This window comes from Paenibacillus sp. 7523-1, from assembly GCF_002276415.1.
Classification (GTDB): domain Bacteria; phylum Bacillota; class Bacilli; order Paenibacillales; family Paenibacillaceae; genus Paenibacillus; species Paenibacillus illinoisensis_A.
This window is the reverse complement of record NZ_NPBR01000029.1, coordinates 84,830-110,378: the sequence shown is the minus strand read 5'-3', so window position 1 is coordinate 110,378 and position 25,549 is coordinate 84,830. Positions and strand designations below refer to the sequence as shown.

Sequence of the window (25,549 nt, the reverse complement as noted above, 5' to 3'; positions counted from 1 at the left end):
GTGTTCACAGCTTCTAGGGCAAGCCGGGTAACCGGCTTGTCTTTTTCATTTCTTCATAGCATAGACAGTATCATGGATAAGGTTGTAGATTGGGAATAGCTGTGGTACAATTAAAGTAACTGTTTTTATGGTGAGATGTTATGCCCACATGGGTAGGAGGTGGAAAGAATGGATATTGCTTTGAAATTGCTGCTCGTTGTTTTCTCGATCGGTCTAATCACTGTAGTATTGCTGCAGCACGGGAAAAGCGCTGGTTTGGCGGGTGCCATCTCCGGTGGTGCGGAACATCTTTTCGGTAAAACGAAAGCGCGCGGATTGGATCTTTTCCTGCAACGTGCAACCGTTGTACTGGGTGCAGGATTTATGATCTTGGCTATCGTTGTTACAGTCATTTCCAAGTAAGGAATGCTGCTGTATTGAATGGTAGATCAAGCATATATGAATGAACGACCTAAGATGATGAACCTTCGTTTCGAGAAGAAACGGAGGTTTTTTAATACATTGGCGCATGTCCAAAGATTCCCAACTGCATTTTTTTAACCCATGTAATCTTCGGTTCCCCACTTCCATTTCGTTTTCCTTCCCGTTACTTAGCCCAGTTGCCTATTTAGTGGTTCAATACGAACGACTCTGCTCCATACATTTCATATTTCATCTTTGAACGTAGTTCTTTAAGGAATTTGTTAACTTAAAATCCAATGAAAACGTGTACTCATGAGGTGAAGTGCTGCATTCAGTTGAGGTTTGGATTATTTTGCGGGGTACGGATGCGGTGGATTGAATTCGTGTATACTAGGGTATGAGATAGTGAGGGCATGTGTTACGTGGCATGAAAATTACAAAAATCCCGATACATAAAGACAGGATACAAACCAGATTACACTTTTACGTTTCCCGAGGTGAATATTAATGATAACAGAACAACAATTGCTCGACTTCATGCGGGAAACCGCTTATAAACCGATGACCTATCAGGAGCTGGAACAGCACTTCGAGATTGAAGATGCAGCTGATTTCAAAGCGTTTTTGATCATGCTGAATACACTGGAGGAATCCGGTAAGATTCTGCTTACCCGCAACAACAGGTACGGCATGCCTGAACGCATGAACCTGGTTCGCGGAAGGCTGCAGGCACATGCGAAGGGATTTGCTTTTCTCATCCCTGAGGATAAAGAGCATCCGGATGTCTACATCCATGCCAATGATATGAAGAGTGCGATGAACGGGGACACGGTCCTTGTTAAAGTGACGTCGCAGGGTCCATCCAATGGACGTTTGGAAGGCGAGATCGTCCGCATCGTTACACGTGCAGTTACCCAAGTGGTTGGTGTGTTCCAAAACCATGAGGTTTACGGCTTCGTCATTCCGGACGATAAGCGGATTAACCGTGATATTTTCATTCCGCGCACGAATTCTGCCGGGGCTGTAGATGGACAAAAGGTCGTTGCCAAAATCGTGAGCTACCCGGAAGGTCGCGCTGCAGCAGAAGGCGAAATTATTGAGATTCTTGGACATAAGGATGATCCAGGCATTGATATATTGTCCGTCATTCGCAAGCATCAGCTGCCGGAAGCATTCCCGGATGAAGTGGTGGAAGAAGCAGAACAAGCTCCGGAATCCATTACGGACGAAGAGATTGTGCAGCAAGGCCGCCGTGACTTGCGTGGATTAAACATCGTAACCATCGATGGCGAAGACGCCAAGGATCTGGACGATGCCGTCAATGTGGAGAAGCTGCCGAACGGGAATTACCGTCTGGGTGTTCATATTGCGGATGTCGGCTACTATGTACGCGAGAACTCCAAACTGGATCAGGAAGCATACAACCGCGGATGCAGCGTGTACTTGGTAGACCGTGTCATTCCGATGCTGCCGCATCGTCTATCGAACGGGATCTGCAGTTTGAATCCACAGGTGGATCGCCTTACGCTTTCCTGTGAAATGGAGTTCAACGACCAGATGAAGGTTGTGAACCACGACATCTTCACGAGTGTGATCAAAACCAAAGAGCGTATGACGTATGCCAACGTTCGTAAAATTCTTGAAGGCGAAGAGCCGGAATTGCTGGAGCGTTACAAGGATCTGGTGGATGACTTCTATCTGATGAAAGAAATTGCCCTTAAGCTTCGCGCCATGCGTATGCGCAGGGGTGCGGTTGACTTTGATTTTGAAGAATCCAAAATCATTGTGGATGAAGAAGGCAAACCGGTCGATATCGTGAAACGCGAGCGTTCCATTGCAGAACAAATTATTGAAGAATTCATGCTTGCAGCCAATGAGACCGTGGCAGAGCACTTCCACTGGTTGAAGGTTCCGTTTATCTACCGTGTGCATGAAGATCCCGATCAGGAAAAATTGCAAAACTTCCTCGCTTTTGCAGCGAACTTCGGACACCATGTAAAAGGACGCGGTAACGCGATCCACCCTCGTGCACTTCAATCCCTGCTCGAGGATATCAATGGAACGAAGGAACAGACGGTGATCAGTACAATGATGCTGCGTTCCATGAAGCAGGCGAAGTATGATGCGGAGATGTCAGGACACTTTGGCCTCGCGGCTGAGTTCTACAGTCACTTCACGTCACCGATTCGTCGTTATCCCGATCTGGTCATTCACCGTGTCATTCGGGAAGTGATTGAGAACAAGGGTGCGCTGCCTGAGAATCGTCAGGAATACCTGGCGTCACGCATGTCCGACATTGCACAGCAATCGTCTGAGCGTGAACGTGTGGCGGTTGAAGCGGAGCGGGATACAGAGAAAATGAAGAAAGCTGAGTACATGCTCGATAAGGTCGGCGAAGAATTCGAAGGCATGATCAGCAGTGTAACCAGCTTCGGCATGTTCATTGAACTTGAGAATACGGTAGAAGGCTTGATCCGTCTGAGTGCCCTGACGGACGACTATTACCACTTTGATGATCAGCACATGGCTCTCATTGGTGAACGGACCTCGAAAGTGTTCCGTATCGGAGATGAAGTGAAAATCCGTGTTGCTCGCGTGAGCATGGAAGAGTACACGATTGACTTTGAAATGGTGGATATGAAGCCACGCAGCGAACGGCCAGGCGGTTTTGGTGGCGGCAACCGAGGCGGCAGAGGCGGACGTCCTGCTGGCGGTGGTGGCCGGAGTGGCGCCAAAGGCGGTTCTGGTGGATTCAGTGGCGCGCGCGGAGGCAAAGGCAGCGGCAACGGTAGCCGTGGTGGAAGAGCAACGGAAGAGAGCAGCAAGGGTGGACGTGGCAGCTTCAGTGGAAAAGGTGGCGGTAAACCGAAAGGTGAACGCCGCACTGGAGATGCCAGTGCACCAGCTGCTGCTCGCGGCAAAGGCACAGGAGCAGTAAGCTTTGGTTTTGGATCGGGTAAAGGTGGATACAGCTCTGGGCCGTCTAGTCAGGACAGCGGCACTGGCGGTCAAGGGACTGATCTGAACAACGGTAAAGGTCGTGGCGAAGGCAGCTTCAAATCCGGCAAAGGCGGGGGCAAAGGTGGCGGTGGACGCAAAAAGACGTCACCTAGCGGTATTTTTATCGGCGAAGCAGCTACACCTGGAGGTACGCAAGAAGGCGGAGCTCCGCGCCGTAAACGGAAAAAGAACAAAGGTGTATCCGCTAATGGAACTGCCGCTTTTGTACGGAAGAAGAAAAAGTAATATTCGTTTCGCACACTATGAAATGTGTGTAATGAGAAGGGGCGGCATATGCTGCCTCTTTCTTGATTTTAACAGCGGTCCTTGCTACAATTAAGGTCTGGCATAGGGTACCTGGGCTTCATTGGGTGCGCGGCTATAGAGCAAGGTACCGGCTTATTTTACGGAGAAGGAGTGAGGACATGGGCAAGAATGATGGACAGAGTAAAGTGCTTGCACAGAATAAAAAGGCTTCCCATGACTACTTCATTGAAGATACGTATGAAGCGGGCATGGTGCTTACCGGAACGGAGATCAAATCTCTTCGTAACGGCCGTGCGAATATTGGAGATGCGTTTGCCACCATTCGCAACGGTGAAATTCACATTCATAATATGCATATTAGTCCTTTTGAACAAGGGAACCGTAATAATCCCCTCGATCCAACACGTACGCGAAAATTGCTGATGCATAAAGTGCAGATTCACAAACTGCTCGGGCTGTCGAAGCAGGATGGATACAGCATTGTGCCGCTGAAGATCTATATCCGCAATGGATACGCGAAGTTGCTGCTTGGCTTGGGTAAAGGTAAGAAACAGTATGATAAACGTGAGACTGCGGCTAAGCGGGATGCACAACGCGATATTCAACGGGCAATGCGCGAGAAGCAAAAGATTGCTCGCTGAGTTGAATTATTGTAGTGTTGCGACGCGTAACAAGTTAACACTAGATGCGAATGAACTGAGGATCTCAAGTTTGGCCCAGGATTGGGCGGAGCTTGGGATTTTTATTGAAGTGAGAATTGCTGTTTAAGCATTTGGGGAGAGCCTTGAGAAGGTAAACCTGCAAGCACAGGATGCATAAGATAGAGTTAGGTGTGAAGTTGCTGAGCGAACGGATTCAGTTGATGCATTAAATGTAGCTGCTGTCTGCGTAGTCTGTGCAAATAGTGGGTAAAATAAAGGAGATACAAATGTTCGCGATCTCAAGCTGGTAAACTTTACTTCGTCCGAGGGACGCGGTATAATATGTAGACGATTGAGCCTCAGATGGCGCATTGGTTAATCTTGCACAGATGCTCAGCCTGTTGGTACGACTTCCAGTAATCTGTACTATATCTGCATTCGGTCCTGTGATATGATTATTCATGTAGCAGACAGGAATGCCGAGTTTGAAAGAGCATCTTTTTACCTTGGAGGAAAAAGATGTGCAGCACCTTTGCTCCGTATTCACGGATTAATCCTGGAGCCCTTCTTATATGAGGGGGCGTTTATGGATTCGACGGGGATAGTTCGAGCATGGGTAGCGGGTAGTGGGGACGCGTCCGCTTCATCAACGCTAAAGCCTATTAAACGGCAAACAACAAAACAACTACGCTTTCGCAGCCTAAGAAACTGTGTGCGTGCTTCTAACCTGCATCGCCCATGTGACAGGATTAGGGGCTAACAAGTAGTGGGATACGCTGTCACATCTCCGCCTGGGGTGTGCTGAAGAAGACAATCAGGCTGACCCAACGTATAGCCGGTTACGGGGCGATACTCGGGTGACATCAAAACTGTGACTACACCCGTAGAAGCTTATGTGTCGTTATCTTCGGACAGGGGTTCGACTCCCCTCGCCTCCATTAGTAGTCTTAGTAAGACCGCCTGAAAAGGCGGTTTTTTTGCATTATATGGTTTATAGTCAGAATGCATTTCTGTGACTGAGTCTGAACGGTGTGTAATATTGCATCGGGGAAATTGGGGCTATATTTCAATGCACTTAGTTTGTTGGAGTAGGTAAGCATGATTTTATATGTTGAAGTGTTGGATATGTAGGGTTTTGAATCAGCAGATCTTACATTCGTTAATGTGTAAGTTTAAGGTTCGAGATAACGAAGAATTTATATACATTAGAAAGACAGACAGTATAAGAGAAAAATGCCTGTGGGTTTTCAACTTAGATCTAGACTAAAAGAAATCTGCCCGTATTGATCTAACTATGCATGAGAAAAATATTATGTAATAATATAATAGGATCCAGAATATTTTCAAGAGTGCTTGCTAATACTGGATCCTATGTAGAGGAGTGAAAAAAGTGATTTTTCATAAATCTGATTTTGAAGTACTGAATGTCTCAAACTTACCTTCAAGTGAAGAAAGAATGAGACTTCTAATCGATTTGTTCGGTGAACAATACTACTCAAATGATGAACTGGTAGAACATGAATTTAATAATATATTTGATTACTCAAAAGAAACATTTAGGAAAATGATTAATCATAGTTCAATGGTAGGAATACTTGATAGAAGTAATAATGTATATCGCTTATCTTCTACCTCACAAAGTTTTTTTTATGATCGAATTGACTTTGCTGATTTTATGTATGAGCTGATTCTTAGAAATCCGGATATGCATAAGACCATGAATATAATTCTTTATTTGCTGAAAATTTTTAATCCATCCTTAAAACTGAAGACTTTGTATACGATATTTTCTCTGGTTGGAAAGAAACGTATTGATTCGAGTGCTCAATCTTCAGTAGGTAGAAATCTAAGAGCTTATTTCTCAATCCTTATTATGTTGGGACTAGTAAAAAGAGAAAAAGACGAACTTGTTCTAAATGAATCACCATTTCTTACTCATTTTGTAACCAAAGATATTGTTGGAATAGAAGAATTATTTAGTAGTGAAGTAATCAATATAAAAAACGTCACAAAATACTTGTGGAATTTTTTTGATAAACCTACTGCTGATGACATCCTAAGTTGCGTAGCATCTTATGAAATAGATAGATATATCTGGACAAAAAGTAGTTTATATAAAAATCAAGGAGAAATAGAAAATCTGTATGGTGAGTATATCATGACGCTTATTATTAAGAGAGGAAGATTTAAATGAGTGAAAATGAAAATGTGATTGACACCTTAAAAAGGGCATTAAATCGCACAGTACCAATCGCTGACCCAAGCTATATTATAGGAGAAGATTATTCGATAGATGAATTTAATTCTTGGGTAGATAATATACAGAGCTTTGAAAATGGAATTATTGGTGCGGTAGTCTTAGGACAAGTGGGAAATGGTAAAACGCACTTTCTTAGGTATATGAGACGAGAGTATATTGAAAAATTCGTAGGTATTTATGTGCCGGATATGTTTGTTGGAGGTCCTCTAGTTAATGCTTTAAATAGTATTTATAGATCGTTATTTTTAGGTTCAGGAAATGAGTCGTTGAAGGACTACCTTATTTATTGGAAAGCGTACATCGATAATGCCGAAACAAAAATTCCTGAAGAAATTCCGAATGAGTTAATTAGGTACCTATTGGCATGTAATAACCTAGAAGAAATGGAATTGGTATTAGATTACTTCTCTAATAAGAATTTATTTCCTGATCAACTAAAGTATTTAAGAACAAAATTTGGTGCCAAGAAAAACTTTATCAATAATGAGAATGATTTTTCTCAATATATTGGAGATGCACTAGAGTTTATTCAGCTCATTACAAATAAATCAATTTTGTTATTCTTTGATGAGGTTGATAAGGTATATTCTTCTGAGACAAATACTGTAACAATAACAAGAGTAGGAACAAAGATTTTGTCCGCATATCGTAGTTTGTTTGACAGTTTGAATCGAAGGGGAATATCTGGTGTTATCACTGTTGGTGCAACTCCAGAAGCGTGGGATGTTTTATCTAATCAAACAGCATTTGAACGAAGGTTTAAGGATCGTACGATTGTTTTAAAGGTTCCAAAAACAAGAGAAGACAGCACTCGTTTTTGTATAAGCCGTCTTGAGGAAATAAATTATAAGCTTCAACCTGGTGATCAAGCATTAATAGAGTCGTTAATTAATCAGATTGAGGAGAACAAATTAAAAACATGGGCCGATGTTATCTCCAATGTAAAGTCATCGAATGGAGTAAAGGATCATGTTGAAAACGAGTCGGATCCATCTCAGATGATTATAAGTGTATTGAAGAGCTCTATTTCCCCTATGACTTGGCATGAAATACTTGAAGAAAATGATAATTTAAAAGATATTTATCCCAAAACAGCACCTATATCATTACTATTTAGACTTGAAAAAGAAGGTGAAATAAAAATAAATGCTACTAAGCCAAGATCTTACGAAATACCTTCTATAAAGAGAGTAGAAAATAATGGATAATAATTTAACTGAGCCTAACTATTATGGTTCACAAGCAATTAGAGCTAAAATCGCAAGGAGAATCGGTGATCAATCAATTGAAGAATGTGTTGGTGAGAAGTATGCGAGGGATGTTAAAGAATGCCTAGATATTTTGGATATTGATTATCCAGTCACTGCAGTTGGTATTTTAGGAAGAGCATTAGAGAATTGTACTAAAGAGTATTGTTTGAAGAAAATCAATAGTATAAGAAAATTGTCAGTCAATAATGCTAATTTGTCTATCGCCACAATTAGAAAATGGTTATATGAAACTAATCAAAAGGATAGATTAAGCTTTCTTAATCAAAGAGAAATTACTAAAAACGGGAATAAACTGAAGTTAAAAAAGAAGGATATCACTGATGCTGTCTACACATATCTTATGGATATCAAGGATTTGAGAAATGATGCTTTCCATGGCTGTGATGATGATGAGAAATACTTAGAATTGGAGACTAAATCATATATTCTCATTGAACTTGGTTTTGTTTATCTAGTATCTTTAGTCAAAGAAATGAATAATAGGTAGTTTTCTTAGTATTGTCTGCTATGTCTCTAGCGTATCAAGAATGATATCAAAACAGTGACTACACCCTTCGCAGAAACTTATATGTCGTTATCTTCGACAAGGATCCCTTCGCCTCCGTTAGTAACACCAGTGAAAACACCCATCAGGGTGTTTTTTAATCTATACAAGTTTGTTTGCTAGCTTTGCTAATAATAAAGGTGAGTTTATATTAAGATAGAAATTCATTTATAGTTATGTATTCTTGGCAGAGTTATCGTCAGATTCTAAAAAGAACCTTTTTTTAATGTGATTAGAGTATTAGTTAATTTGATTATATCACTGGGACCTTAGCATGAATATGTTATAATCATAGTGTATGTTTCATTGATTTTGTAAGTTCATAAGAACTGGTGGCTAAAAGTTATATAAAATCTTCCAGTTGATTTAGGTTAATATTTTTTGAAGAGGAGAAGGAAAATAATGAATGGAATCGAACGAATACAACCGAATGATTTTTCTAAAGCTATTGGAGCGTATTCTCATGGGATTAAATTACCCTTACCCGGTGTTGATTTGATTTTTTTAACAGGTCAGATTGCAATGGACTCAGAAGGTAATGCAATAGCTTCGGATAGCCCGAAACACCAGACAGAATTTATATTTGAAAATATAAAGAAGTTATTACGGGAGGCTGATGCGGAGATTGCCAATGTTATCAAGGTAACGATATATGTTACTGATATGAATTACTTTTCACAGGTATCAGAAGTTAGAAATAAATTTTTAAGTGAGTGTAAACCTGTAAGTACACTAGTGGAAGTCAATAGACTTGCAAAAGATGGTTGTGATGTTGAAATTGAGGTTATTGCAGCTGTTACTAAATAACTCAATTTTATAGCTTATTAAATATCCACACAAACCTTCTTTATATAGCTGTATAACCAGAAAAATGTCCATGGAGTTGACAAAAAAACAGGATTTATTCTTTTGCCTTAGCATTTCTAAAAAATGATAAGGTGCTGTTTGGAGGCTCCTAATCCTCAATCTGATATGCAAAAAGGTTACTTTTCGACGCTTGCACGAAAATAGATTGGTTTAACCGGAGGCAGTATGATGTGATACGCATCAGCTAAGCGTGATCGTAATGTAGTCTTTGAAGAATTTATTTGTGAAATAATCAAGTGCATGCACTAAATAGGAGAAATGATTCATTATAATGTGGGAATTGAGGGTTTAACCGGATAAGAAATCGCCAATACACCAAGATTGGTTTTAATACGAAACAAAAGTTAAACAATCTATGTGTACCTGCGTCCTTGAGGAATTTTCAAAACGAACTGTAGTAAAAAGTTCAGTGAAAGAGACTGTGAGCTATAGGGTCACATTCATGTATGCTTAAGTTAAATTTTTTCCTGCCCTAGCAATTCAAGCGAAACGTTTAGATTGCAAATTTAGTGAATTGTATTTATTAAAATATTTTATTATCTATGGGGTTTGAAATGCTTAATACAATTATAAAATTAGTTAATAATTTTTTTGCTAGATTATTTGGCGTTGTAACAATACTCTTTACTATACTTACTATCTTTAAAGAATTTAATGTTTTAAAACTAGAACGGTTCGGAATTTACGGTATTTTATCCTTAATCTTGATTTCAGTAGTTATTGCTGTATTAACTATCCCTTTTAAAATAAACTCTGAACGCGGGAAACGAACTCAAGCAGCTATTGAGATGAAAAAGAAGATTAATCAACGAGTAGGTACTCTTTTTAGTAGTAGAACTGATAATCATGAGGTAATTGACAAGACTCACCATTTTTATGAAGTGTACCGTCAAGACTTATTAGATTATAGTCAGAGAGATTACCATTCCATTAGGGTACTTAAAGGTTTTAATAAATCTAAAGAATTAAGTGACGGATTAATATACTCTGAATCTACAGAGTATAAAGTTGCTTTTAATCAGATTGAGATAAAAGCGATTGATTTAAAAACTAATAATGAACTGGTTGTGGAATGCCTTGATGATGAGGGGAAAAAATTAAATACTCATGTATTTAAAATTAATTTTAGGCATTCTATCAAGCCGGCTGAAGAGTTTGAAATTGGATATTATATTAAATTTCCTGAAGAATTAGGGATACTAAATGACTCTAGTGAAATAATGAGCATATCATTATCTAGAATTACTAGAGGAGTAGATGTTCTGAATTTTAATCTTTGTTTGAACTTTAAGCCAAGATCAGTTAAGTTGTATTCTTTTGATATTAATAAGGGGGCGGCTCTAATAAATAGTGAATGTACAGTAGAGGAATACATAGCTAGATCTAGAATAGAAGAAATGTTTGAGATCAAATGGAGCAGTAAGCCATATGTTATTAACATGCATTATAAGAAACCGGACAGGCAAGTATATATAATTGAATATCTAAAATAATTGATAGGAGTTTTACTATGAGTAAAAAGCTTGCGTTAGTTACAGGAGGTTCGACCGGTATAGGATTAGGCATAATGAAAAAATTTCTTTCATCTGGTGAATGGAATGTTGTTTCAATTTCACGGAGTGGAAAGAAAATTGAATATGCTAAAGAAGAATTAAAGGATTTTGATGAAAATTACGAATTTATTACAGGGGATATTCTTAACGAAAGTTCACTTCAAGAAATCTTAAATGTACTATCTAATAAATATTATAGTATTGATTCGTTAGTCAATTGTGCAGGAATTATATATCCTGGTGGAATTGAAGGTCTATCTTTAGATGATTGGAAAAAGTCAATAGATGTAAATTTAACAGGGGCTTTTTCGACTACCCAAATCTTTTTGGAAATGTTAAAGGCTTCAAATATTCCGTCAGTAATCAATATTTCGTCTATTTCATCAACACTTGGAGGGAGTTCAATTGCATACTCTGTTAGTAAAGCAGGAATGGATATGCTAACAAAAACTCTAGCTAAGGAACTTTCAGAGTATAAGATAAGGGTCAATTCTGTGAATCCAGGGGTTGTAAAAAGTGGGTTCCAAGTTGCAAATGGGATTGTAAAAAGTGAAGATTATGAAGATTTTTTGGAGAGTGCTAGTAAATCGTACCCCTTTGGTGTTGGTCGGACAGAAGATATTGCAAATATGGTATTTTATTTAGCAAGTGAGGAAGCGGAATGGATAACAGGAAGCATCTTCACTGTGGACGGTGGAAGATCAATAAATATATAATCTAAGTTAAGGAATGGTTGGGTGAAAACTGTGACTACACCCGTAGAAGCTTAATGTGTCGTTATCTTCGGACAGGGGATCGACTCCTCTCGCCGCCATTAGAGCGAAACAACAAGAAAGCCATCAACCAGAGACTCTGGTTGGTGACTTTTCGGTTTTTTATGAAGCATTAGTTGATATCGGACTAATGATGAGCTGTCAATTTCCTCATAGTTCCTTGATAACCTCTACATATCGATCAAACTCGGTTTGACTCATTTGGTCACTCATCTGCAAAAGGATATTATCTTGGGCATAGGCATGCGAATTAGGCATTAGCGTTGATTTTCCGGGTTCCTCGTAAAAATCCTTCAGTTTCTCAAGATCCGTTTTATTCTCAAACAAAAATAGATAACCACCCTCACCTTCACCCAAGGCCGGAACTAGAAAGGGTTGCTCGTCTATAAGCCCTAGGTTAGCCAATACATGATCTTCACTGAAAGACCCCGTTGGAGCTTCAATCTCAAGTCCAGCCTCTCGGAACTTGGTGACAATATCATCAAGACTAATCGCAGACTCACTCTCACTCGAAGAACAAGCTGCAGTTATACATAGAATTAGGCCCAATAAGAAAACCAGACCAATATATTTCCTCAAGTCATTCACCCTCCTGTAAAAATATGAAGTAAGTATAGTCTACCATAATTGGATTTTATTATTTAGAAAATGCATTGCATATGTCCATATCTACTCTGGATTCTTAACTCCAACAAACTAGCATACCTTTTATAACGTGCCTCTTTTCTTGAATTTTGCTTCGTACCAGAGAGTCATTTATAATGAAAAGCTAAACTAGACTGCGTCAGGAGGAAACAATGGATTTTATCAAAAGACAACTAGACGGAACGGGCATGAGTGAACAAACCATTGGCATTCTTTCAAACATCATCATGGTTATTTTTATTGCGGTGGTCTCCATCCTGGCAAATTATATTGCCAAAAAAATCGTGCTGAAGACGGTTCATCATATCGTCAATAACAATCGGTACAAATGGGGCCATATCATTGTGGAGAAAAAGCTGTTCCACAAGCTGTCGCATCTCGTGCCAGCCATTATTATCTATTATTCTGCTTATGTCTTTCCATCCTATCAGGCCCTGATCGAAAAGGCTGCAATGACCTACATGATTGTCATCATGATTACGGTCTTCAATGCCTTACTTAATGTATTTGATGACATCTATCGCACGTATGAAGTCTCCAAGATCAGGCCGATCAAAGGATATATCCAGGTCGCCAAGATTATTCTTTTCATCATCGGGGGCATTATCGTCATCTCAAGCCTTATTGGTCAGAATCCGTTGATCATTCTCAGTGGACTTGGTGCGTTATCGGCTGTGCTGATGCTGGTCTTCAAGGACTCCATACTGGGCCTCGTGGCAGGCGTTCAATTGTCATCGAATGACATGGTGCGTGTTGGCGACTGGATTGAAATGCCTAAGTATAATGCTGACGGTGATGTCATTGACATTACACTCAATACAGTTAAGGTAAGAAATTTTGATAAAACGATCACGATGATTCCAAGCTATGCCCTGATATCGGACTCGTTCAGAAACTGGCGAGGCATGCAGGTATCGGGCGGCAGAAGGATTAAGCGAAGCGTCTATATTGATACAAGCAGTATCACCTTTTGCACCGAAGACATGATTGAGGAATTCCGGAAGATCCACTATCTTACCGATTATATCGCTACGCGAATCAATGAAATTAACGAGTACAATATGGAGCATCAGATTAATACGGAGAGCAAAGTAAACGGCAGACAGCTCACGAATGTGGGGGTATTCCGGGAATATATCCATCAGTATCTGAAAAATCATCCGAAGATTCATCAGGATATGACGTTGATCGTGAGACAGCTAGCACCGGGAGACAACGGACTTCCGCTCGAGATCTATGCATTCAGCAATGATATCACCTGGGGAGTGTATGAATCGGTGCAGGCCGATATCTTTGACCACATCTTTGCTGTGGCGCCGACGTTTGGTCTTCGTGCTTTCCAAAACCCAACGGGTCACGATATCGTTCAGCTTAAGGAAAGCCCGCAATTTTCGCGTGGCTACTAAAATATAAATACCAAAGGATACTGAGTTCAGCTCATATGCATTAATGAAGGCCTGCACCGTCTGGAAAGAATTGATTCAATCGTGCATGGAGGGGTAGAATAAACGAGAGGGACTAACTAATTTTCCATTCGTTTCGTATACCTTTTTAGCAAAGGAGAGTCTTCAGATGAATCATCAAATTCCGGAATATACGTTGAATGATGGCTTGAAAGTACCGGCAATTGGGTTTGGTACCTATAGCTTAAAGGGTGCAGAGGGCGTTAAATCCATCGTATCTGCGCTGGATGTGGGTTACCGATTGATTGATACGGCCTATAACTATGAGAATGAGGCGACGGTCGGAAAGGCCATCAAGCAGAGCTCGATTGCGAGAGAAGAACTGCTGATCTCTTCCAAACTGCCTGGGCGTTATCATGATTATAATAAGGCAATCGTAGCCATCGAGGAATCCTTATACAGAGCAGATCTAGATTACTATGACCTATATCTGATTCACTGGCCGAATCCGAAGCAGGGTAAGTATGTAGAAGCCTGGCAGGCACTCATTGAGGCGAAGAAACGTGGATATATCCGCTCTATCGGAGTTAGTAACTTCCTGCCTGAACATAATGAGCGTCTGATTAAGGAGACTGGGGTAGCCCCAAGTCTGAACCAGATCGAGCTGCATCCGTTTTTTGACCAGGCTGAGCAGCGGAAGAAGGATTCGGAGCATGGCATTGTCAATGAATCCTGGAGTCCTATTGGCCGCGGTAATGACGCCGTGCAGGATGTGGTGAAGGATGAGAAGATCCTCCGCATAGCAGAAGCTCATGGCAAAACGGGAACACAGGTCATTTTGCGCTGGCATACCCAGCTGGGTTCCATTCCAATTCCGAAAGCAGGCTCCCTTCAACACCAGAAGGAAAATATCGATATCTTCGATTTTGAGCTGAGCGAGCAGGAGATGGAAGTGATCTCGTCGTTCAATCGTCAAGATGGACGGTTATGGGGACAGGACCCGAGCGAATACGAAGAATTTTAAAAAGTTATAACGAAGACGCGCTTCTTCCCGTAAGGTGAAGTGAACGTGTTTGTAGGCATATTGCCTCCTATTCTGCAGAAATGCAGATAGGAGGCTTTTTGGTGTGTACTGATGTATTTGTTGATCCGACTAAAGTATCCCCTTTCAGGAAAGTGGGCCGTTCATATTTCGGTTTGCCATCAATGCTGGAATATGATCTTGATCTTTTGCCTGCATGTGCAAATCCTGCTCTGGATAAGGGATTATCAAATTTTGGATATCTCGGCAAGAATGGAGGATAGCCATAATAGCGGTCAGGCAGTACCTTTATGAAGAGAGCTCCACATCAAGGGTCAGACATCTTACACGAACACACATGGGGGGACGTGAAGCGATGAAACGGTCATGGAGAAAGCGGCTAGCGGTTGGAATCTGTCTGATGATGGGATTAACTGTCCTTGCAGGCTGCGCAGGAGACAATGGAAACGCTGGCGGGGCAGAGGGAGATGGCCCTACACCAATATCGATCTGGATGTCGATGAACACGAATGCTTCCATTACGCTCAAGAGTATGAATGAAATTACGGCGATTAAGGAATGGGAGAAGAAGACCAACACCAAAATCGAATTCCAGCACCCTGCGGTGGGTGCCGAGACCGAACAGTTCAATGTCATGATTGCCTCGAATCAGCTGCCTGATGCCATGTTTGTAAATGGAGATTACGCCAAGCTGTTCAATGATGGTACCATCATTCGTCTTAACGAGCTCATTGATGAATACGCTCCCAATTTGAAAAAGATTTTGGATGAGAATCCCGAAGTCGCTAAACAGTTAAAAGCAGACAACGGCGATATCTATGCCATTCCGCATCTACGCTTGGGGGAATACAAAACCTTCGGCGGTACTTTCATCCGTCAGGATTGGCTCGATGAGCTAAAGCTGGAGAAACCGGAAACGCTGGAAGAATGGGAAACCGTACTTAAAGCGTTCAAAGAGAGAAAAGGCGTGTCCGCGCCTCTGTTGTTCGGTGCACCGCCTAAAATGACAACGATGGGGCCCGCAGCACCGACCTATCTGGAAGCCTATGGGATAACCAACAATGTATTTATGAGAGATGGCAAAGTAGTCTACGGACCAATTGAGCCGGAATACAAGGAATTCCTGACGATGTTCCATCGCTGGTATCAGGAAGGGCTGATCGATCCCGACTTTGCCACCAATGATCAAAAAACATATGACGCCAAAATTTTGAGTAGTCAGGCAGGTGCCTTTTTCACCTTCATCGGTGGAGGTGTAGGCCGCTATCTGCCCGCTCTGCAGGAAACCGACCCGAACGCCAATCTGACAGCCGTGCAATATCCGGTGCAGAATAAGGGCGATGAACCGATGTTTACCGGACGTTCCTGGGAGTGGAGCAGCAGCGGCATCGTAATCACCAATAGCAACAAACATCCGGAGGAAACGGTCAAAGCGCTGGATTACTTCTTCAGTGAAGAAGGGCATATGCTGAAAAATTTTGGTGTGGAGGGCCTGACGTATACGATGAAGGACGGTTACCCGACCTATACCGATGAGATTTTGAAAAATCCGGATGGATTGTCGGTTGCCCAAGCGATGGCGAAACATTTTATAGCCAACTATCCCTTCGTGGGTGAAGATGATGACCGGTACAATGAGCAGTACTATCAGCTCCAGCAGCAGAAGGATGCCGCGATTCTCTTCTCCAAATACAGCGAGAATACACTGAAGGTGGGCCTTCCTCCAACCAGTCTGACAACAGAAGAATCCACGGAATACAGCAAAATCATGAGCGATATTGGAACGTATCGGGATGAAATGTTCGTCAAGTTTGTCATTGGGGTCGAGCCGATCGAGAACTTTGACAAGTACATCGATCAGATCAACAAGTTTAACGTCGAGCGGGCCATTGAAATTCAGCAGGCTGCGCTGGACCGCTATAACGCCAGATAACGAAGAAGCTGTCTGTGGGGAAGCCCCTTTTTACCTCACGGATGCTCTCCTTCGAATTTATAAGGAAGGGGATGGAAAGGTGTCGCACAAGCTCTCCTTGTTATGGCTCAATTACAAAAAGAATAAAGCGATCTATTGGATGGCTCTACCCGTCGTTTTGTATTTTCTCATCTTCAAATATCTGCCGATGTATGGAGCAATCATTGCATTCAAGGATTACTCGGTGGGCAAGGGCATATGGGGCAGTGATTGGGTGGGACTGCAGCACTTCCGCGATTTCTTTCAGAGTTACTATTTCTGGCGGATTTTGAAAAATACCCTGGTGCTGAGCTTCTATCAACTATTGTTCGGATTCCCAGCACCGATTCTTCTTGCCCTTCTTCTCAATGAGCTTCGCAATGAAATATTTAAGCGCACCGTGCAGACGGTCTCATACATTCCGCACTTTATTTCCATCGTGGTCATCTGCGGCATGATTGTGGATTTCTCATCCCGGGATGGGCTGTTTAACACCATTATTGAATACTTTGGCGGCCAGAGCAGTGCTCTTCTCAGTGATCCGGCCAATTTCCGCACCATTTATACCGCTTCATCCATCTGGCAGGAGCTTGGCTTCTCCAGCATCATTTATCTGGCTGCACTCAGTGGAATCAATCCCGAACTCTATGATGCTGCGAATGTCGATGGGGCAAGTCGCCTTCGCCAAGTCTGGCATATTACGTTGCCCGGCATCATTCCGATGATTCTTATTCTGCTGATTCTCCGTATTGGTGGATTGATGGAGATCGGTTTCGAAAAAATCATTCTGCTATACAACCCGAACGTCTATGACACGGCGGATGTCATCTCGACATTTGTGTACCGTAAAGGGATTAGCGAAAGTGCCGAATTCAGCTATACAACCGCGGTAGGCTTATTCCAATCGGTCATTAACTTTACATTGCTCATTGGTGCCAATCGCCTGTCCAAGGCGATATCCAATACCAAGCTATTCTAGTCAGGAATGAGGTGAAGGAGGGGAGTTCAGATGAGAATAAAACGATCACTCGGGGAGCGGCTGTTTGGTGGTGCCAACGCCATCCTGATGACGGGCCTGATTATTGTTACCTTGTATCCGCTGCTGCATGTGCTGAACGCATCGTTCAGTGATTCCGGTCAGCTAATGGCCCACAGAGGTCTGCTGCTCTTTCCGAAAGGACTGACACTGGAGAGCTACAAGCTGGTTCTCAGCAACCCGAACATTCTGTCCGGGTACCGAAACACCATATTCATCGTCGTGGTGGGTACGGCACTGAATCTGTTATTCACCATTCTGGGAGCGTATACCTTGTCTCGCAAAAGCTTCATGCTTCGCAACCCGATCATGCTGGCGATCGTGTTTACGATGTTTTTTAACGGGGGAATCATTCCATCGTATCTATTGATCAACAACACGCTTCATATGGGGAACAGCCTGTGGGCACTGATTATACCTGGGCTGATCAGCAGTTATAATCTCATTATTATGCGGACTTCGTTTCAGGAAATCTCGGAAAGCCTGCTGGAATCGGCACGTATGGACGGGGCGGGAGAGATGTTAATCCTCTGGCGGATCGTAGTGCCGTTATCCATGCCTGTGATTGCAGTGATGATTCTCTTTTATGGAGTTAGCCATTGGAATTCTTGGTTCGGTGCCATCCTGTACATCCGGGATCGAAATCTGTTTCCGCTTCAGCTGGTCCTGCGCGAAATCCTCATCCAGAACAGCACGGACTCCATGACGACTGGGGCATCAGCCGTGGACAAAGAGGCGATCGGGGAAAGTGTAAAATATGCAACGGTCATGGTTGCCACGCTTCCGATTTTGTTTATCTATCCTTTTCTGCAGAAATACTTTGTCAAAGGTGTTATGATCGGAGCAATCAAGGAATAAATCAGTCGTAGGCCATGCCAAACCACCAAGTGAGGAGGAGACTCATGAAGAAGAAAAGCATCCTGTTGTCCTGGAGCATTTCTTACATGGTCATTCTGCTCATCCCGATTGTGATCGGTGCTGCTGTATTTGCCGAGTCCCGCATCTTGCTTGAGGAAGAAGTGAATCGCTCCAACATGGTGCTGCTCTCCCAGGTGCAGGAGACGATCGATAACCAGATTGGGGATATTGGCAGCATCAGCAATCAACTCATGGCCGACTCTCAGTTAACGAGCTTCATTAATCATGCGTCTGAACAGGATGGCCGGTGGCGATTAATGGGACTTGAGCTAATCAAAAATCTGAAGTCTACACGCGTCGGAAACGGCCTAATTAGCGAACTATATATTTATATTAAAGACGCCGATGTTGCCTTGTCCTCTTCTTCTCTTATTCAGAAGACCTATCTGTATGACATGTTCTACAAAGGCACGGATGTATCCGAGGAGGCGTGGACCGGACTTATGCACGATACCGGCACCAGCAGGTTCAGGAAAATGGCGGTTCGGAGTGAAGATCGGCGCATTGAAGACACGCTTGTTTACCTGCAGCCGTTCCCCATCCAGAGTGCTGCGGACAGTCCTGCAACCTTTGTGGTGAATCTTGACCCGAATCGGTTTCAACAGGCGATTGATAATGTCCGTTTGGAAAAAGAGAGCACGGTATTCATCCTGGACGATGAGGGGAACACGTTGTTTTCTACAGGAGGTTCTGAAACCCCTTACAAAATAAATGGAGATCTGAATTACGGGCAAGATTCGGGAGTCAGAACCGAGACGATCGAGTGGAATGGTGAATCCGTCACCATGTCCCAGATCTCTTCCAAGGTCCAGGATTGGAATTATGTATCGATTATACCTACCCGGATCTATGCCAAGAAACTAACGGTCATTCGCAATATCACGATGGGAGGCGTGGCAGCTGGACTTCTGCTGGGCGGGGTAGCGGCCTGGTGGTTCACCAGGAGGAACTATCGTCCGCTGGGACGGATCATGAACATTATCTCCGATAAGGTCAAATGGAAACTGGAGCAGCCGGACGATGAATATGGCATTCTGCAATCGGTGTTGGTCCGTGCATGGGAAGAGCAGGATCAATTCGCGAGCAGGCTCAAGGACCAGCAAAACGTTGTAAGGAGCAATGTGCTTGCCAAGCTGATGAAGGGCAGGGTTCAGGCAGGTGAAGAATTTGCCTCAACGCTGGAACGGCTTGGTATTCACTTCGAGACTCCATCGTTTGCCGTACTGCTCCTTCACATTGAGAATGTGGATGGGTTGTTCCGGACAAAAGTACGCGAGCAGGACCAGGAGGAGAAAGAACAATTTGTGCAGCTCATTCTGACCAATGTGCTTGAGGAAATGATAGGCCCCATTGGCCAAGTGTTCTCGGCAGATATTGATGGAAGGATTGCATTTCTCATCAACATTCGGGCAGATGAGGAGAATACCGGAAACCGGCTGATCAGCGCCATTGAGGAAGCCCAGCGTTTTATCGGATCACGGTTTTGTGTGTACTTTTCGGTGGGGGTAAGCGATGTTCATCACGGCATTGCAGCGATTGGAGACAGCTTTCAGGAATCGGAAGAGGCACTGGAATATCGGCTGATATTGGGGATCGGACAAATCATTGACCAAAACCGGATTCGCAGGCCGAAGGAGGAATTATATTATCCTCTCGATCTGGAGAGACAGCTCATTAATTATATCGCGACAGGCAATTATGCCCGTTCAACCGAAGTGATGAACGAAATTCTCATGACCAATTTTACAGGAGAGCCCTTGTCTGTTGAACTGGCACGCTGCCTGATGTTTGAGTTAATCGGTACCATTCTGAAAGCCACGGAACAGATCAAGTCAGATGACCAGAACGAGATGACGCATCGTAATGATCTGATTCGGCAATTGCTTGCATGCGAGACGTTTGAGGAGATTGAAGCCGAGCTGCTGCGAATTCTGGAGACCGTCTGTCAGATGGTGAATGAACGCAAGCGCTCCCGCAACGAAGAGCTGAAAGACCAGCTGATCGAATTCATTGTAGAGAACTATGCAGACGTTAATCTGGGTTTGACCCATTTGTCGGAACGCTTTCGCTTCCATCCAACCTATGTCTCCAAGTACTTTAAGGAGCAGACTGGAATCAACGTGATCGATTACATCAACCAATATCGCATCGAACAATCCAAGAAAATTCTGCAGGCAGAGGAAGGGACCATTCAGGACGTATCCGAGCGCGTAGGGTTTCTCAACAGCAATTCATTCATTCGTGTCTTTAAAAAGTATGAGGGCATTACGCCTGGTCAATATAAGCAAAATAGCAGACTTGTCCAACATGAAGGATGAATAAAATAGATTCATAGAGGAGGACTTGTTCCATGTGGAAAAATGCCATTGAAGATGCACTCCAAGTCACGAGAAGCAACATTGACCGATTTGGGGGGCGATTTCCCCATGTAAGTAACGGGGATGAGCATTATGTGCTGAATGATAATACGGAGTGGACGGCTGGTTTCTGGTCAGGCATCCTTTGGTTATGCTCGGAATACACGCAGGACCCGCTGTATCGCGAGGCAGCTGTTAAGACCGTTGATAACTTTCGGGGGCGGATGGAACGGAAAAGCATTTTTGACCATCATGACATAGGTTTTCTCTACTCGTTGTCCTCCAAGGCCCAATGGATCGTGGAACGTGACCCTGCTGCACGTGACCTCACGCTGGAGGCTGCAGATATGTTGATGAAGCGCTGGCGTGAAGAGTCAGGGCTGATCCAGGCTTGGGGACGCAAGGGCGATGTGAACAACGGAGGTCGTATTATTATCGATTGCCTGCTTAATCTTCCATTATTGTTATGGGCGTATGAACAGACCCATAACGAAGAATATCGGCGCGTCGCCAAGCTCCATGCGGAGAAAAGCCGGCGTTTTCTGGTTCGTGGAGACGATTCCAGCTATCATACCTTTTATTTTGATCAGGCTACTGGCGGAGCCATTCGTGGAGGGACCCATCAGGGCTATAATGATGGCTCAACATGGACCCGCGGTCAGGCATGGGGGATATATGGCTTTGCGTTATGCAGCCGATATCTGCAAAATGCAGAGATGTTCGAGACAGCGAGGCGTCTAGCCCGTTACTTTATTACTCATGTGCCTGAGGATCATGTAGCCTATTGGGATTTCGATGCACCACAGACCTCCGAAACCAAGCGTGACAGCTCTGCATCCGCTATTGCTGCGTGCGGGATTCTGGAGATCGCCGAGAGATTGGATCCAACAGATCCGGAGCGTCAGTTCTTCCTGGACGCGGTGCAGAATTCAATGGCGTCCCTGGTACAGAATTACTCCACTAACGGGTCCGAAACCGAAGAAGGCTTACTCAAGCATGGTTCCTACTCCGTAAGAGGTGGGGATTCACCGGATGACTATGTCATCTGGGGCGATTATTTCTATCTCGAGGCATTGATGCGTTTGGAACGAGGCATTCCTGGATATTGGTATGACCGGAGATCGAATGGTAGGCAATAATGCAGCAGGGTGTACAAAAGAAAAAGCAGCGATTCTTCCCGACGGGGGAGAGTCGCTGCTTTATTTTGCTTCAATAGTGGAATTCGTTTTGGATACGTTCGGTTACATTTGCGTTTTTGGAGCAAGCTCAATTGCCGAGCGAATGGCTGCCAGCATGCTTTTGTCATCGGCGATGTTTTTACCAGCGATATCGAAGGCGGTACCGTGGTCAACGGAAGTGCGGATGATGCCGCCTTTCAAGCCAACGGTGATATTCACGCCTTCTTCGATGCCCATAACTTTAATCGGAGCATGTCCCTGATCGTGGTAGCAAGCAACTACGATATCGAAGTCACCGCGGCCTGCACGGAAGAACAATGTATCCGCAGGGAGAGGACCAACCACGTTAATGCCTTCCTGCTGCGCACGCTCGATACCTGGCTGCAGTTTTTCTTCTTCTTCACCATTACCGAACAATCCGTTCTCACCTGCGTGTGGGTTAATACCGCATACCGCTACACGTGGATTCTCGAAGCCTGCTTTTTTGAGTGTATCGTGAGCAAGCTTAACTACCGTGTAGGTTCTTTCGGGATTGATGCTGGCAATCGCATCGATCAAGCCCATGTGTGTTGTCAGGTGAATAACCCGCAGGTTAGGCGTCGTAAGCATCATGGAGAAATCCTGTGTCTCCGTCAGATCGGCCAGAATTTCGGTATGTCCCGGATACAGGTGTCCACCTTGGTGCAAGGCCTCCTTGTTCAGTGGGGCAGTGCAGATCGAGTTGATCTGCTGTTTTTTGGCTAGGTCAATGGACTTGGCCAGGAATTGAAAGGCTGCATCTCCCGCTATAGGAGACACCTTTCCATATTCGAGATCGGCAGGGATTAGATCCAGATCAATGACATCCACGGTGCCGAATTCATATTTGGCTTCTGAAGGCTCCTGAATGGCATTGACGTTCAAGCTTGATCCAATAACGGGCAGAACGCGTTTCAATATTTTTGCATCACCAATAACGAGTGGGTTGCAGTTGTCGTAGACCTCCTGATGGCCTAGTGCCTTCATAATAATCTCGGGTCCGATACCTGCTGCATCGCCCATTGTAATTCCAACTGTGGGTTTCATACTGGAATCCCTCCTTTTAATTTTTCAATCGCATGGATGAAGACTTCTGGTGTGCCGAAGCCTCCTGCTTTGGTAATGACATGTAAGTCTTCTATTCCGATAAACTTGGATATTGGAACACCAATCTCAAGTTCGTCCAGCAGCTCGAAGCCGCTAATATTCCACTTCATGCAAATTTGCTTGGCGGTGTCCCCACCGGTCATGGATACACCCTTGAAATTGCCCTCTTCAAGCAATCTGGCACAAATCTCGCCCATGGCCCGCACGATTTCGTTGCTGACCTCGGTATGATCCAGACCGCGGGCTTCACCCGTTGCACGTGCCAGTTCAATGTCAACCTGCTCTGCCGTGGAATACAAGACAACGTCATTGCCTGCAAGAGACTTGGCTTTTACTTCTTTATACACACGCTCCATTTCCTCTGTCCGATCTGCTGCGGCGGATACGGCTTTGAAGGAGTGGAATGCAACGGAAGAAACGCTGGTCTGTCCCAGCAATTTCTTCAACTGAGCACGTGAGTTTTTGTTTACACTGCCTACGACAGTTAGAATAGGTCCAGAATTTCCCGGTATAGTCAACTCCGTTGATTTACCCTCCAAACTGAAATGTCCGGGAAGATAGTTGGCAATTCCTGCAGAGCCTGCCCATGCAAAGGTATATTCCATTGTACTGGTCATTTGCAGGATTTGCTCCAGATGCAGTTCCTCCGTCGAATCCACAAGTACGTATGGAATGCCATTTTCTTTAAACTGGGTTAACTTCTTCTGGATATGCTCCTTGCCTGCTTCCAGATCCGATACGCTGATCTCACCTACTTCATACTTCGTCTGAAGCTTCAGCAGTTCCGGAAGATACGAAACAGTCACAGGTGTTTTGGGATCGTTCGCGATCTCGGTGTCAGCCAGTGGAATTCCGTTCAGGTAATGTACCCCGCTCAGGATCGTACGATTATTCTTCGGATAACCTGGTGCAATCATCATGAAATCCGGTTTAATCACGTCATACAGCGCATCAATCTCAATTCCAATGTTACCACGCATGGTGGAATCCATTTTTTTGAAAATGGTATCGAATCCATTTCTCGTCAGAAACTCGGCTGCATTACGAACGCGCTGGTAAGCTTCATCCGAGGCAATGGAACGGCTGTCCGTGTCGAAAACAACAGCATCGTAATGACGAATATTATTCTCGTCCATGTTAAATAATACACTGGTTTTCAAGCCATGACGGGCAAGCTGAACCCCGCTGTCATTGGCACCAGTCAGATCATCTGCAATAATGGCTAATTTCATGCTGTTCTCGCCTCCTTGAGAAAAAAGTGAATTCATGTCCGCTCAGGATAAGTTCGTTGCTTTATGTGGTCGGTCTTTGATTGTATTTCTCGACGCCGCCTGATTTCTCCAGCCTTTTGGATAGGAAACCGATGAAGATCGGCAATAGAATAGCGGTGGTTACGACACTTGCCGCAATTTGTACGGTAGCAATTTCAGCAATAGGGGCAAAGGAAGCATTGGCCGCTACGATAGCAGCAGGTGTACCTACAGCGTTACCCGCTGTGGAACCTTCCGAAGCTCCGACAATAGGGTTCCAGCCGATGGCTTTGAAGAGCAGGTAGCCAACGCCGCCAGTGATCAATACTGTAATTACACCCAGCATGATGCCGCTTAGTCCACCTTGAATGATAGACGAGAAGTTGATTCCCATACCGAGTGAAAAGGCGAAGAATGGAACGAGCTTGTCACTGCCTTTATGCAGCCATTCAGCCAAGTTGCGATCCAGATTACCAATAACCACACCGACGATCAGTGGAAGCAGTACCGCTACAAAAGCCATCGGGGAGAACATGCCATTGGCGAAGCCCATCGCACCGAAAATAGAGAGTGCAACCATGGTAAGAAAAGGTCCGTCGCTCAGTGCGAGGAATGGATAAGCTGCCTTGTCATCCTCTTTGCCGTATTGTCCGGCCAGGGCGATGTACAGTCCGCCGTTGGAATTCGTCATCGCAGCAATAATGGCAAGCGGTGCCAGACCAAGGAATAATCCATTGGAATCTGCGAAGAAAATGGCGATCAAACCTAATATTGCACCAACAGCCCACTTGAACACAAGCAGTGTAACACCTTTACCGACAGATGAACCGGCTGTCTTGAACGTGATTTGTGTTCCGGCAATCAAGAGGAACAGGGCGATCAGCGTGCTTGAACTGTTAACGAACAGGGCTTCGGTAAATCCACCAATCCGCAAGGCATTGGGGAAGAATGTGTTAATCGTTGCACCAAGTAACAGCGGGACAACCATCATACCGCCAGGAATACGATCTAATGTCGCTTTAATGTTCATAGTAGTAGCTCCTTATTTAAGTAATCGTTTTTATGA

At 43.9% G+C, this 25,549-nt stretch carries 21 protein-coding genes and 1 other RNA gene; 17 read left to right on the top strand and 5 right to left on the bottom strand.

Translation table 11 applies throughout. From position 1 onward, the window contains the following. Positions 1-168 precede the first annotated feature (168 nt). From secG to smpB, 3 genes are all read left to right on the top strand, one after another. Positions 169-402 carry a preprotein translocase subunit SecG gene (secG, locus tag CHH60_RS27115; protein WP_095362032.1) on the top strand — a complete coding sequence of 78 codons (234 nt, stop codon included), beginning with the start codon at positions 169-171 and terminating at the stop codon, positions 400-402. 507 nt (positions 403-909) lie between these two features. Next, on the top strand, positions 910-3,648 hold the full coding sequence (gene rnr / locus CHH60_RS27110; RefSeq protein WP_095362031.1) for a ribonuclease R: 2,739 nt from the start codon (positions 910-912) through the stop codon (positions 3,646-3,648). Positions 3,649-3,827: 179 nt separating this feature from the next. Next, positions 3,828-4,310: an SsrA-binding protein SmpB gene (gene smpB / locus CHH60_RS27105; RefSeq protein ID WP_095362030.1), complete on the top strand. Its 483-nt coding sequence runs from the start codon at positions 3,828-3,830 to the stop codon at positions 4,308-4,310. 226 nt (positions 4,311-4,536) lie between these two features. Here the strand turns inward: smpB and CHH60_RS30135 are convergent, their stop codons facing one another. Continuing rightward, positions 4,537-4,773 (bottom strand): hypothetical protein, encoded by a 237-nt coding sequence (locus CHH60_RS30135; RefSeq protein WP_217990010.1) that lies wholly within the window; start codon positions 4,771-4,773, stop codon positions 4,537-4,539. Positions 4,774-4,886: 113 nt separating this feature from the next. Between CHH60_RS30135 and ssrA the strand changes: the two genes are divergently transcribed. The 7 genes from ssrA to CHH60_RS27070 all read left to right on the top strand — a co-directional run bounded on the left by ssrA (position 4,887) and on the right by CHH60_RS27070 (position 11,521). Continuing rightward, positions 4,887-5,251: a transfer-messenger RNA gene (gene ssrA, locus CHH60_RS27100) on the top strand. 449 nt (positions 5,252-5,700) lie between these two features. Continuing rightward, positions 5,701-6,504, top strand: a complete 804-nt coding sequence (locus CHH60_RS27095; RefSeq protein ID WP_095362029.1) for a hypothetical protein — start codon at positions 5,701-5,703, stop codon at positions 6,502-6,504. Next, positions 6,501-7,778, top strand: coding sequence for a hypothetical protein (locus CHH60_RS27090; protein WP_095362028.1), 1,278 nt, complete (start codon positions 6,501-6,503; stop codon positions 7,776-7,778). The genes CHH60_RS27095 and CHH60_RS27090 overlap by 4 nt, the downstream gene beginning before the upstream one ends. Next, positions 7,771-8,328, top strand: a complete 558-nt coding sequence (locus tag CHH60_RS27085; RefSeq protein WP_095362027.1) for a hypothetical protein — start codon at positions 7,771-7,773, stop codon at positions 8,326-8,328. Before CHH60_RS27090 ends, CHH60_RS27085 begins: the two co-directional genes overlap by 8 nt. A 459-nt stretch (positions 8,329-8,787) precedes the next feature. Continuing rightward, on the top strand, positions 8,788-9,192 hold the full coding sequence (locus CHH60_RS27080) for a RidA family protein (RefSeq protein ID WP_095362026.1): 405 nt from the start codon (positions 8,788-8,790) through the stop codon (positions 9,190-9,192). Between the two features lie 602 nt (positions 9,193-9,794). Further along, positions 9,795-10,745 (top strand): hypothetical protein, encoded by a 951-nt coding sequence (locus CHH60_RS27075; protein WP_176476230.1) that lies wholly within the window; start codon positions 9,795-9,797, stop codon positions 10,743-10,745. A gap of 17 nt (positions 10,746-10,762) precedes the next feature. Continuing rightward, entirely contained in the window at positions 10,763-11,521 is a 759-nt protein-coding gene (locus CHH60_RS27070; RefSeq protein ID WP_095362024.1) for an SDR family NAD(P)-dependent oxidoreductase, read from the top strand. A 207-nt stretch (positions 11,522-11,728) separates the two neighbouring features. On the opposite strand, the gene CHH60_RS27065 is transcribed toward CHH60_RS27070, so the two are convergent. After that, complete coding sequence (locus CHH60_RS27065) at positions 11,729-12,157, bottom strand: stress protein (RefSeq protein ID WP_095362023.1); 429 nt, start codon at positions 12,155-12,157, stop codon at positions 11,729-11,731. 218 nt (positions 12,158-12,375) lie between these two features. Between CHH60_RS27065 and CHH60_RS27060 the strand changes: the two genes are divergently transcribed. The 7 genes from CHH60_RS27060 (at position 12,376) to CHH60_RS27025 (ending at position 22,069) form a co-directional block, all read left to right on the top strand. Then, complete coding sequence (locus CHH60_RS27060) at positions 12,376-13,629, top strand: mechanosensitive ion channel family protein (RefSeq protein WP_095362022.1); 1,254 nt, start codon at positions 12,376-12,378, stop codon at positions 13,627-13,629. Between the two features lie 166 nt (positions 13,630-13,795). Then, positions 13,796-14,650 (top strand): aldo/keto reductase, encoded by an 855-nt coding sequence (locus CHH60_RS27055; RefSeq protein WP_095362021.1) that lies wholly within the window; start codon positions 13,796-13,798, stop codon positions 14,648-14,650. Between the two features lie 373 nt (positions 14,651-15,023). Then, the gene (locus tag CHH60_RS27045; protein WP_176476229.1) at positions 15,024-16,601 is read left to right on the top strand and encodes an extracellular solute-binding protein; all 1,578 of its coding nucleotides are present in this window, start codon (positions 15,024-15,026) and stop codon (positions 16,599-16,601) included. Between the two features lie 139 nt (positions 16,602-16,740). Continuing rightward, the gene (locus CHH60_RS27040) at positions 16,741-17,598 is read left to right on the top strand and encodes an ABC transporter permease (RefSeq protein WP_095362071.1); all 858 of its coding nucleotides are present in this window, start codon (positions 16,741-16,743) and stop codon (positions 17,596-17,598) included. Between the two features lie 30 nt (positions 17,599-17,628). Continuing rightward, the gene (locus tag CHH60_RS27035) at positions 17,629-18,513 is read left to right on the top strand and encodes a carbohydrate ABC transporter permease (protein WP_095362018.1); all 885 of its coding nucleotides are present in this window, start codon (positions 17,629-17,631) and stop codon (positions 18,511-18,513) included. 44 nt (positions 18,514-18,557) lie between these two features. Then, complete coding sequence (locus CHH60_RS27030) at positions 18,558-20,891, top strand: helix-turn-helix domain-containing protein (protein ID WP_176476228.1); 2,334 nt, start codon at positions 18,558-18,560, stop codon at positions 20,889-20,891. 32 nt (positions 20,892-20,923) lie between these two features. Beyond that, positions 20,924-22,069 (top strand): glycoside hydrolase family 88 protein, encoded by a 1,146-nt coding sequence (locus CHH60_RS27025; RefSeq protein ID WP_095362016.1) that lies wholly within the window; start codon positions 20,924-20,926, stop codon positions 22,067-22,069. Positions 22,070-22,171: 102 nt separating this feature from the next. Here the strand turns inward: CHH60_RS27025 and pdxA are convergent, their stop codons facing one another. The 3 genes from pdxA to CHH60_RS27010 all read right to left on the bottom strand — a co-directional run bounded on the left by pdxA (position 22,172) and on the right by CHH60_RS27010 (position 25,513). After that, the gene (gene pdxA, locus CHH60_RS27020; protein WP_095362015.1) at positions 22,172-23,173 is read right to left on the bottom strand and encodes a 4-hydroxythreonine-4-phosphate dehydrogenase PdxA; all 1,002 of its coding nucleotides are present in this window, start codon (positions 23,171-23,173) and stop codon (positions 22,172-22,174) included. Next, complete coding sequence (locus tag CHH60_RS27015; RefSeq protein ID WP_095362014.1) at positions 23,170-24,465, bottom strand: four-carbon acid sugar kinase family protein; 1,296 nt, start codon at positions 24,463-24,465, stop codon at positions 23,170-23,172. Before CHH60_RS27015 ends, pdxA begins: the two co-directional genes overlap by 4 nt. Before the next feature lie 61 nt (positions 24,466-24,526). Then, positions 24,527-25,513 (bottom strand): 2-keto-3-deoxygluconate permease, encoded by a 987-nt coding sequence (locus CHH60_RS27010; protein WP_095362013.1) that lies wholly within the window; start codon positions 25,511-25,513, stop codon positions 24,527-24,529. Positions 25,514-25,549 lie beyond the last annotated feature (36 nt).

Coding starts and splice junctions, on each gene's coding strand:
- rnr (WP_095362031.1), top strand. CDS start 910: ATGATAACAGAACAACAATTGCTCGACTTCATGCGGGAAACCGCTTAT.
- CHH60_RS27045 (WP_176476229.1), top strand. CDS start 15,024: ATGAAACGGTCATGGAGAAAGCGGCTAGCGGTTGGAATCTGTCTGATG.
- CHH60_RS27035 (WP_095362018.1), top strand. CDS start 17,629: ATGAGAATAAAACGATCACTCGGGGAGCGGCTGTTTGGTGGTGCCAAC.
- CHH60_RS27075 (WP_176476230.1), top strand. CDS start 9,795: ATGGGGTTTGAAATGCTTAATACAATTATAAAATTAGTTAATAATTTT.
- pdxA (WP_095362015.1), bottom strand. CDS start 23,173: ATGAAACCCACAGTTGGAATTACAATGGGCGATGCAGCAGGTATCGGA.
- smpB (WP_095362030.1), top strand. CDS start 3,828: ATGGGCAAGAATGATGGACAGAGTAAAGTGCTTGCACAGAATAAAAAG.
- CHH60_RS27025 (WP_095362016.1), top strand. CDS start 20,924: ATGTGGAAAAATGCCATTGAAGATGCACTCCAAGTCACGAGAAGCAAC.
- CHH60_RS27090 (WP_095362028.1), top strand. CDS start 6,501: ATGAGTGAAAATGAAAATGTGATTGACACCTTAAAAAGGGCATTAAAT.
- CHH60_RS30135 (WP_217990010.1), bottom strand. CDS start 4,773: ATGAATAATCATATCACAGGACCGAATGCAGATATAGTACAGATTACT.
- CHH60_RS27055 (WP_095362021.1), top strand. CDS start 13,796: ATGAATCATCAAATTCCGGAATATACGTTGAATGATGGCTTGAAAGTA.
- CHH60_RS27085 (WP_095362027.1), top strand. CDS start 7,771: ATGGATAATAATTTAACTGAGCCTAACTATTATGGTTCACAAGCAATT.
- secG (WP_095362032.1), top strand. CDS start 169: ATGGATATTGCTTTGAAATTGCTGCTCGTTGTTTTCTCGATCGGTCTA.
- CHH60_RS27060 (WP_095362022.1), top strand. CDS start 12,376: ATGGATTTTATCAAAAGACAACTAGACGGAACGGGCATGAGTGAACAA.
- CHH60_RS27030 (WP_176476228.1), top strand. CDS start 18,558: ATGAAGAAGAAAAGCATCCTGTTGTCCTGGAGCATTTCTTACATGGTC.
- CHH60_RS27070 (WP_095362024.1), top strand. CDS start 10,763: ATGAGTAAAAAGCTTGCGTTAGTTACAGGAGGTTCGACCGGTATAGGA.
- CHH60_RS27040 (WP_095362071.1), top strand. CDS start 16,741: ATGGCTCTACCCGTCGTTTTGTATTTTCTCATCTTCAAATATCTGCCG.
- CHH60_RS27080 (WP_095362026.1), top strand. CDS start 8,788: ATGAATGGAATCGAACGAATACAACCGAATGATTTTTCTAAAGCTATT.
- CHH60_RS27015 (WP_095362014.1), bottom strand. CDS start 24,465: ATGAAATTAGCCATTATTGCAGATGATCTGACTGGTGCCAATGACAGC.
- CHH60_RS27010 (WP_095362013.1), bottom strand. CDS start 25,513: ATGAACATTAAAGCGACATTAGATCGTATTCCTGGCGGTATGATGGTT.